The sequence below is a fragment of the Rhodococcus sp. MEB064 genome, from assembly GCF_000834565.1.
In the GTDB taxonomy this organism is placed as follows: domain Bacteria; phylum Actinomycetota; class Actinomycetes; order Mycobacteriales; family Mycobacteriaceae; genus Rhodococcoides.
This window is the reverse complement of sequence record NZ_JXQS01000055.1, coordinates 1-8,715: the sequence shown is the minus strand read 5'-3', so window position 1 is coordinate 8,715 and position 8,715 is coordinate 1. Positions and strand designations below refer to the sequence as shown.

Annotated in this window: 8 protein-coding genes; 2 read left to right on the top strand and 6 right to left on the bottom strand. The window is 67.7% G+C overall.

What is annotated here, in order from left to right:
* Window positions 1-55: 55 nt before the first annotated feature.
* The 5 genes from RU01_RS18630 to RU01_RS18610 are packed head-to-tail and all read right to left on the bottom strand — an operon-like array spanning window position 56 to window position 4,911.
* Complete coding sequence (locus RU01_RS18630) at window positions 56-1,390, bottom strand: ABC transporter substrate-binding protein (protein WP_042576087.1); 1,335 nt, start codon at window positions 1,388-1,390, stop codon at window positions 56-58.
* On the bottom strand, window positions 1,387-2,481 hold the full coding sequence (locus RU01_RS18625; RefSeq protein WP_231568774.1) for a branched-chain amino acid ABC transporter permease: 1,095 nt from the start codon (window positions 2,479-2,481) through the stop codon (window positions 1,387-1,389). The genes RU01_RS18630 and RU01_RS18625 overlap by 4 nt, the downstream gene beginning before the upstream one ends.
* 1 nt (window position 2,482) lies before the next feature.
* Window positions 2,483-3,361, bottom strand: coding sequence for a branched-chain amino acid ABC transporter permease (locus RU01_RS18620; protein ID WP_042576085.1), 879 nt, complete (start codon window positions 3,359-3,361; stop codon window positions 2,483-2,485).
* A 28-nt stretch (window positions 3,362-3,389) separates the two neighbouring features.
* Window positions 3,390-4,121, bottom strand: coding sequence for an ABC transporter ATP-binding protein (locus RU01_RS18615; RefSeq protein ID WP_231568773.1), 732 nt, complete (start codon window positions 4,119-4,121; stop codon window positions 3,390-3,392).
* Window positions 4,114-4,911, bottom strand: a complete 798-nt coding sequence (locus RU01_RS18610) for an ABC transporter ATP-binding protein (RefSeq protein ID WP_042576084.1) — start codon at window positions 4,909-4,911, stop codon at window positions 4,114-4,116. Before RU01_RS18610 ends, RU01_RS18615 begins: the two co-directional genes overlap by 8 nt.
* A 155-nt stretch (window positions 4,912-5,066) precedes the next feature.
* Here RU01_RS18610 and RU01_RS18605 point away from each other — a divergent pair, with 155 nt between their 5' ends.
* Window positions 5,067-6,368 (top strand): helix-turn-helix domain-containing protein, encoded by a 1,302-nt coding sequence (locus RU01_RS18605; RefSeq protein ID WP_231568772.1) that lies wholly within the window; start codon window positions 5,067-5,069, stop codon window positions 6,366-6,368.
* Here RU01_RS18605 and RU01_RS18600 read toward each other — a convergent pair.
* Window positions 6,340-7,551: a metallophosphoesterase gene (locus tag RU01_RS18600; RefSeq protein ID WP_082043248.1), complete on the bottom strand. Its 1,212-nt coding sequence runs from the start codon at window positions 7,549-7,551 to the stop codon at window positions 6,340-6,342. The two genes, RU01_RS18605 and RU01_RS18600, sit on opposite strands and share 29 nt — an antisense overlap.
* Before the next feature lie 141 nt (window positions 7,552-7,692).
* Here RU01_RS18600 and RU01_RS18595 point away from each other — a divergent pair.
* Window positions 7,693-8,715: hypothetical protein (locus RU01_RS18595; protein ID WP_042576082.1), on the top strand; the 1,023-nt coding region annotated here is incomplete at its 3' end.

Genomic DNA, 8,715 nt, shown 5'->3' with positions numbered 1-8,715 from the left:
TGGCGGGGCGGGGGCGCCGGTCGACGCCCCCGCCACTGTCATCCCGCCGACCGGGTCAGCCGGCCGGCTGCGTGTCCGGGATTCCGCTCTCCGGCGGTGTCGCTTCCTCGCCGGTGTACTCCTCCACCGGCGAGTCGCCGACATCCGTGACCAGGACCGGGGTCAAGTTCTCCGGCTTGCCGTTCGTGATCTTGTAGACGCTGGCACCGGAGATGCCGAGGTGACTGTCCTCCGAGTAGCGGAACGGGGCGAGCTGCGGGCCGGGCAGGTCCTTGCCCTGCGACTGCAGCGCCGACACGATCGACTCCCTGGTCGGGTTCTCACCGGCGGCCTGCAGAGCCTGGACGAAGGCGTAGGCGTGGCTCATGCCGTAGATGCGGTAGTTTGTCAGCTCTTCGCCGGTTCCGTTGGCGGCCCACACTTTCTGCCACAACTGGGTCCAGGGATTGTCCGCCGAGTCTATTCCCGGGATGTACTCCAGGGAGATCATGTTCTCGAGCGACGACGCGCCGTCGGTCACCGCGCCTTGGGAGAACCGTCCGAGCAGTGACCCCACCAGGTCCACGTCGGAACCGATGGAGCTGTAGAACCATTCGGGCGTGTAGTTCAGTCGGCGCGAGACCAGCTGGCTCAACGCGGTGTAGGACGGGACGTTGAACCCCAGGATCAGGTCGGCACCCGCTGCCTGGAGCGACGCGATCTGCGGGGCGACGTCGGTGTTACCGGACGTGTAGCGGGCGACGCCGACGATCGACTCGTCGAGATACTGACGAACGGCTTCCTCGCTGTCGCGCCCGAGATCGTCGTCCTGCAGGAACAGGCCCACCTTGGCGTCCGGGCGGTTCTTCTGCACCCAGTCGCCGATGATCTTGCCCTCGACCTGGTAGTCGGGCTGCCACCCGAAGGTGTTGGGGTACTTGGCCGGATCGTTGCCCCACATGATGGCGCCGGACGAGACGAACAGATCGGGCACGCCCTCCTCGTTGAGGAAGTCGATGACGGCACTGTGCGTGGCGGTGCCCAGACCGCCCACCATCGCGAACACCTCGTCCTGCAGGACGAGTTCGTTGACCACCTGCGTGGTGGTCGTCGGGTCGTAGGCGTCGTCACGCACGAGGTACTCGATCTGCCGGCCGTTGACACCCCCCGCAGCGTTGACGTAATCGAAGTACGCCTTGGCGCCGGTGGGGATCTCGCTGTACCCGGGAGCGGCGACACCCGTCAGGGGATAGTGCGCACCGATCTTCACCGAGGTGTCGGTGATTCCTACGGTGGAGCCCTCCGTGGACTCCTCCGACTCCTCACGGCCACCCGCACCGCACGAGGCCACCAGTACGACGGCCGCCGCGAGGGCGGTGCCCCGCTGCGCCCATGTTCGGATCCTGTTCATCGAACTCCTTCTTTCGTGGTACGAGGCTGTACGAGACGACTCCGGACCGTGCCGACCAGCCCGAGTGGCGCGAAGAGGATCACGACCACGGTGAAGATGCCGGTGACCAGGGGCGCAAGTTCCGCGGCCTGCAGGCTGCTCAACCCGGCGTCGAGGCCCAGGTTGGTCACGACCGGCGGGATGTAGGTGAGGAGGGCGGCGCCGAGGAGAGCTCCTGTGAGCGAACCCAATCCACCGATCACGACGGCCGAGAGCAATGTCAGCGACAGCACGAGAGTGAAGCCGCTGGGCGCCGCGATGCGGGACGCCATGGCCATGATGGCGCCGGCCGCACCGGCACACGCGGCGCTGACGACGAACGCGAGGATGCGTGCGCGCCCCAGGTCGATCCCGGCGATCTCTGCGGACACCTCGTCGTCACGCACTGCTCGCCAGCGTCGGCCGATTCGCGACGACGACACGTTGGCCAGCACGAAGAACACCAGCACGAGCAGGAACCAGGCGACGTAGGCGACGAACTTCGTCGGGGTGAGGTCCGCGCCGGTGACGAAGAAGGCGATGTCGTCGAGCACGGTCGGGACGTCCGGACTGGGCACGATCAGTCCCTGCTCGCCGCCGAGATAGTCCGAGAAATACAGCGCCAGACCGGGCACCGCCACGGCCAGTGCCAACGTCGCACCCGCGAGATACGGTCCCTGCAGACGCGCGGCCGCGACACCGACGACGATTCCGACGACTCCCGCGACGACCGTCGACGCGATGAGGACGAGGGGCAGGGACCATCCGGACTCGTTGGCCCGCAACATCAACGCCGCGGTATAGGCACCGACGGCCATGAATGCGCCGTGCCCCAGGGAGAGCTGCCCGTTCAACCCGGTCAGCACGGTGAGTCCGGCAGCCGCGACGGCCAGGTAGGCGACCGAGGTGAGCTGGCCCTGCCGGAACGTGCTGACACTCTCGAGCACCAGAACGATCACGACGATGCCGAGCAGGGCACCGAGGACATGGCGACGCACGGGAGTGGACACAGCACGCGCGACACGTGCGGACATTCCCGAGGAGGGGGCGCGGTCGAGCGCAGGTGCACTCATGTCAGACCCGCCTCGCGGACGCTGCGGCGAAGAGACCGTTGGGTCGCAGGAGCAGAACCGCGATCAGGATGACGAGTGCGGCGAAGGACACCAGGTCCTGGCCGATGTAACCGCTCACCGCACTGAGCCCGATACCCATCAGCAGTCCTCCGACGATGGCTCCTACCGGACTGTCGAGACCCCCGAGAACAGCTGCGACGAAACCGAACACGACGACGGAATCCATGTAGCCGGGATGGACCAGCGACCCACCGGCGATGAGAAGTCCGGCGACCGAGCCGACCACCGCGGCCAGTGCCCACCCCAAGGTGAGCATGCGGCCGACACGGACGCCGAGCAATCGCGACACTTCCTGGCTGAACGCACTGGCACGCATGGTCAGGCCGAGGTCGGTGAACCGGAACAGAGCCACGAGCGCTGCCAGGACGACGAGCACGGCCACCACCTTGTAGACGTCGTTCCCCGTCAGGGCGATGTCCACCGAGCCGATCCGTCGCCCGTCCAGCCCGAACGGCGCAGGGAAGGAACGGAACTGGTTACCGAACACCAGGGCGGCAACGGCATGGATGACGATGAACAACCCGAGGGTGAGAATGACGGGATTGATGTGGGACGCGCTGTCGACGTACCGGATGATCAGGCGCTCGATCAGGGCTCCGAGGATCAGGCCCGACAGCAGGGCAGCCGCGAAGCCGATCCAGTACGAGTACCCGGCATCGACGACGACGAGCGCGACGTACGTGGTGATCATGGCCATCGGCGCCTGCGCGAAGTTGACGATCCGGGTGGAGCGCCAGATCAGGACCAGCGCGAGAGCGAATGCGGCGTAGACCATTCCGGTGGTCACACCGTTGATGACGATGGTGAGCAGCTGTTGCACTCTCGTCCCTTCGGAGCTCGGAGGGTTGTCAGAAACCCAGGTAGGCGTGGCGGAGTTCGTCGTCACCGACGAGATCCGCGGCGGGACCTTCGCGTGCGACCGTGCCGAGGGACAGAATCACGGCGTGTTCGGCGATGGACAGGGCACTGCGGGCGTTCTGCTCGACGAGAACGACGGTGAGTCCGTCCGCGTCGACGGAATCGCGCAGCCGCTGGAAGATCTGCGCGACCACACGGGGCGCGAGGCCGAGCGACGGCTCGTCCAGCAGAAGGATCGACGGGGTCGCCATCAGAGCACGACCGATCACCAGCATCTGCCGTTCACCGCCGGAGAGCGTGTGGGCCGTCGCCTTCCTCCGTTCGGCCAACGGAGGAAACATCTCGAAGATGCGGTCGATGGTCACCGGGTCACGAGAGGTGTTGCGGCCCAGCGCACCGAGCCGGAGATTCTCCTCGACTGTCAGCTCCACGATGACCCCACGGCCCTCTGGCACCTGCGAGAGCCCGCGGCGCGACAGCGTCTCCGGATTCGCGCCCACCAGCTCCGTGCGTCCCATCGTGATCCGCCCGGACACGGGCGCGCAGAGCCCGGACACCGTACGGAGCAGCGTCGTCTTGCCCGCCCCGTTGGCACCCAGGACCGCCGTGACAGCGCCCGCCGGAATCGTCATCGACACGTCGTCGAGAGCTGTGACCGCGCCGTACCGCACCGTCAATCCCGATATCGTCAGCGCGTCCTCGGCAGTACCGATATCACCCACGGTCCACCTCGTCCCCGAGATATGCGGCGAGAACAGCCGGATCCGCACGAACGACCCCGGGTGTGCCCCGAGAGATGACTTTGCCGAAGTCCAACACCACCAACCGATCACACACACTCATGACCAGATCCATGTGATGTTCGACCAGCAGGATCGACATCCGGGAGGTGAGCGCCCGGATCAGCTCGCCCAACTCGTCCATCTCCGTGTTCGACAGTCCCGAGGCCGGCTCGTCGAGAAGGAGCAACGTCGGCTCCGCCACGAGCGCCCTGGCGAGTGCGACACGTTTACGCACCGCGTACGGCAGGCTGGGCGGAAACCGGTGCGCGTACTCGTCGATACGCAGGTCGGACAGCGTCGCCAGCGCACGGTCACGGATTGCGGCGGTGTCGGTTCCACTGCGGCGAAGTCCCAGCAGCCCGGACACGACCCCCGTCGTCGCCAGGTGATCGGCACCGACCATCACGTTCTCGAGTACCGACATGCGGTCGAAGAGGCCGAGCCCCTGCAACGTCCGGCTCATGCCCAGCGACGGCAGGTCTCTCGGTCGGAGCCGCGCCACCGGGGCGCCGTCGCGCGTCACCGATCCGGACCGCGGAACGACCAACCCGCACGCGACGTTGAACAGCGTCGTCTTCCCGGCACCGTTCGGACCGATCACCCCGACGACTTCCCCGGGTCGGACGTCGAGGCTCACATCGGAGAGCGCGACGATCCCGCCGAAGGTGACGGTGACGGAGGACAGGGCGAAGACGGTGTCCGTACCCGTCTCGAAATTCGTGCCGGTCATCGACAAAGTGGTCCACCTCACATGTTCGTGGACCTCACTATGGACGCTGCGCACAGTCGGCGATATGGTCCGAGCGCACAAAAGTGATGGGCTCGGCGGCACCAATATCGGGCAAAGCACCGCCTCATCCGGGCGCTGTGCGCAAAACTTCCTCCGTGGGTGTTCCGGGACGAGGACTTCGGACGGGGACCGGCGCTGTCCGCGGCCACCTGTCCGCTGACGATCGGGCCGCCATCCAGCGGGCGTGGGCCGTCCTGATTCCCGACTCCGATGCCATCGCCGACTCGATCACGTTGGCCTTGTTCGAACAGGACCCGGACTATCTCGACGCCGGGCCGTCCGACATCACCGCCGTGGTTCGCCGCAGCACGCGTGAACACATCAGGCTCGGCCTGCGCAAGCTCAGCGGCACCCAGAACGCGACCGAGGACAACACAGTCGTGTGGCGGCGTACCGGTCGAGAACGTGCTCGGCAGGGAATACCGATGGAACTGGTTCTCAAGGCCTACACCCTGGGCAGTCGGACGCTCTGGGAGGAGCTGGTCAACGCGCAGACAGTGCGTCCCGACCTGCTCGATCCGCGACTGCTTCTGGTTGCGGGGCAACGGCTGTGGTTCGCGCTGGACACCCAGAACACCATCCTGGTCGACGCGTATCGACGCGAGACGATACGGATGCAACAGCGCGACTTCACGAAAGTCCTGGCAGCACTGGACGGTCTGCGAGACGGGCGCGGAAGCGATCCGGCATTCGTCGCCGACGCACGCGTCACTCTCGGCCTGAGCGCCCAGCATCGGGTCGCCTGCGTCGTGGGACCGCTGTCGGACCTGGGCGACCCACCGTTGGCATCACCGGAGGATGCCGTGGACGGTGTGTCGTCGTTGTCCCACTGGCACATCCGGGACGGAGTGCAGTTCGGCATCGTGTGTCCGCTCCGCTCCGACCTGTCCGCGGTGGCCGACGCGCTCGCGGCGCGCGCGACCGGTCCCGTCGGTATCGCATCGTCCCCGGACGGCCTGGTGACGTTCGCGGCGGCGTACCGTGCGGCCGCGCGCACCGCCGACACGATCGGAGCGTCGGACAAGCCGGCAGCGGTGGCGACGGATCGGTTACCCCGCATCGTCATGTCGGCCGACGCCGAGACATCGGACCTGGTCGTCTCGCACGCGCTGGGAGCGCTGGCGACGCACCCGGCAGTCCAGCGCGACACGCTCCTGCGCACCCTGGCCTTCGTGCTGGCGACGGACGGATCGCCCACCAACGCCGCGAAACTGCTGTACTGCCATCGCAATACGGTGATCTATCGCATCCGTCAGCTCGAGGAACTGACGGGCCGCACGATCACCTCACCGGACGACAGGTTGCTCCTCACCCTCGCCCTGGTCCGATCCGGGCACTGGGACGACGCTGTCGACCAGGTCGGCCGAGCTACCCGGACTTCAGCGTCAGCACCGTGATCTCGCTGGGCGCGAAGACGCGGAACGGCGGGCCCCAGAAGCCGGTGCCGCGGCTGGTGTAGAGCTGGGTCCTGGTTCCGTGCCGACTGAGTCCGCTGACGACGGGTTGATCGAGCCGGACCAGCGCACCGAACGGCCAGATCTGACCGCCGTGCGTGTGTCCGGACACCTGGAGATCGGTGCCCGCCGCGACCGCCGCGTCGATCTGCTTGGGCTGATGCGCGAGAAGGAAGATCGGCAACGCCGGGTCCGCCCCGTCGAGCGCCGCGGTGAGATCGGCACCGTGGCCGGCCTCCCCGGATCCTCGCGCCGTGCGGTCGTCGACACCGGCGATCACCAGCCGGTCACCACCCCGCATGACTGTGATGTGCCTGTTGTGCAACGAGTCCCATCCCAGCGACGTCATGTGGTCCAACCACTCCTGCGCCTCGCCGAAGTACTCGTGATTGCCTGTCACGTAGACCCGGGCCGATTTCGCCGACACCCGTTCCAGCGGAGCCACCTGACCGCGTCGACGCTCCACGGACCCGTCGGCCAGGTCACCGAGATGGCACACGATGTCCGCGTCCTGACGATTGACCTCGGCCACCACGTCGGCGGACCACCCCGACCGCTCGATCGGACCGTAATGGGTGTCGGTGATGAGGACGATGCGTATGCCGTCCAACCCCTGACCGAGCCGATCGAGGGTGACGGTGACGTTCTTGACCCGCGGCAGACGCATCGCTTCCCGTCGACCCCATCCGGCGAGAGCGACCACCGCGACGACCACCGCAGCGGCGACGATGCGCGACCTCGCAGGATCGTCGACACCGACGAGAAGCAGGACGAGACCGAGGACCTGGCCCAGCACGGACCAGACGAACGCGATCCACACCAGCCCGAGAAGGGTGTCTCCGATGCGCGCCCAGCCGTCGGAATGCGCGCGTCCGTGGCCCTTCGTCATGCCGACGATCAGGCCTGCGGCTGCGCCGACGACGGCCAGGGAACCCACGATCCGGGCGATCGCCGGCCACTGCGCGCCCGAGAACACGACGGTCCACAGCGGCACGCCGAAGAGGAGCAGGACGACGAGCCCCACTATCCCGAGCCGCGCCAGCGGCGGACCGCCCGCCTCGGCCTCCGTGTTCGGAGGCGGCGTGCCGTGACGCCGCGCCTCGTCGGGCCTGATCTCGTCCGACATATAGCAGCCCTTCGTCATCGGGTGGCGACGTCGACGGAGCCCGTCACGACGACGCGCCCAGGGTACGCGGAACCGATCGGGCGGCTGTTGCGTCGAAGGTCACGGGGGAATGCGACACCGCGCTCGGGGAGGGGCTGCACCATGGGGTTCGACATCGCGACCGTCGTCGGGTCGTCACAACACGCACTGCACGGTATCGGCGAGGCCGTGTCCGGCGCGGCATCGGAAGCGCTCGACTTCGCGACCGGCGAGGACAGTGACACCGCCGACCGCGTCGATCGGCTCACCGACGAGTACGACCGTGAGACGGACGCACGGACGTCGAGGGAGGACGTCGACAGAGCTCGGACCGGAGAGACGGCGAGCACCGACAGTGTCGTGGTGCCCGAGGCGTTCGACGGGATGTCGCACCCGGAGATGTTCGCCTACAGCACCGAACTCACTCCGGAGCTGCTCGATTCCGCGGCCGTCATGTGGCGCGAGGCGCATGCTCGAATGACCACCGCGGTGTGGGCACTGTGGAACGACCTCGGAGCGGTGCTGGGCACCGACTGGCAGGGCGCGGCAGCGGACACCGCACTCGCCTCGGTGACCGGGTACCGCACCGAATCGTTGCGCACGCTGGACCTGATGGACATCGTCGCGGGGAAGCTCGAACAGTCACGCGACGGGTTCGCATTGACCCGGGCGACCATGCCTGCGCCGCAATCGTTCACGGTCTCCGACTGGGCTCGCACGGCTGTGTCCACGGCGCTTCTGGGGCCTGTCGGCGCCGCCGGATCGATTCACGCCATGATGGCGGAGGAAGAGGAACGCCGAGCTCAGGCCGTCGCGGTCATGAACGGGACCTACGTTCCCACCGTCGTCCGCGCGGACCACGGCGTTCCGGTACTCCCGCAGCCCACCGACCCTGCGAGCGGAACCGCGTCGTCGTCGATCGGCGGCCCGGGCGGCAGCGGTTCGGCCGCGTTCGCTGCCGGGTCACCGTCCGCGTCGTCCGGGTCCCCGGCGGCTTTCGCAGGACCGGACTCGGTACGGGCGACCGCCTCCCCCGGTGACGTGCCGTCCGATGCCGCGGACGCCGTTCCCGCGGACACCACCGCGGCGTCGACCGACGGTCCGACCACCGCGGCGCAGTCGACGCCGCCCGCGCCGGGGGGATGC

Coding starts and splice junctions, on each gene's coding strand:
- RU01_RS18630 (WP_042576087.1), bottom strand. CDS start 1,390: ATGAACAGGATCCGAACATGGGCGCAGCGGGGCACCGCCCTCGCGGCG.
- RU01_RS18625 (WP_231568774.1), bottom strand. CDS start 2,481: ATGAGTGCACCTGCGCTCGACCGCGCCCCCTCCTCGGGAATGTCCGCA.
- RU01_RS18610 (WP_042576084.1), bottom strand. CDS start 4,911: ATGACCGGCACGAATTTCGAGACGGGTACGGACACCGTCTTCGCCCTG.
- RU01_RS18600 (WP_082043248.1), bottom strand. CDS start 7,551: ATGTCGGACGAGATCAGGCCCGACGAGGCGCGGCGTCACGGCACGCCG.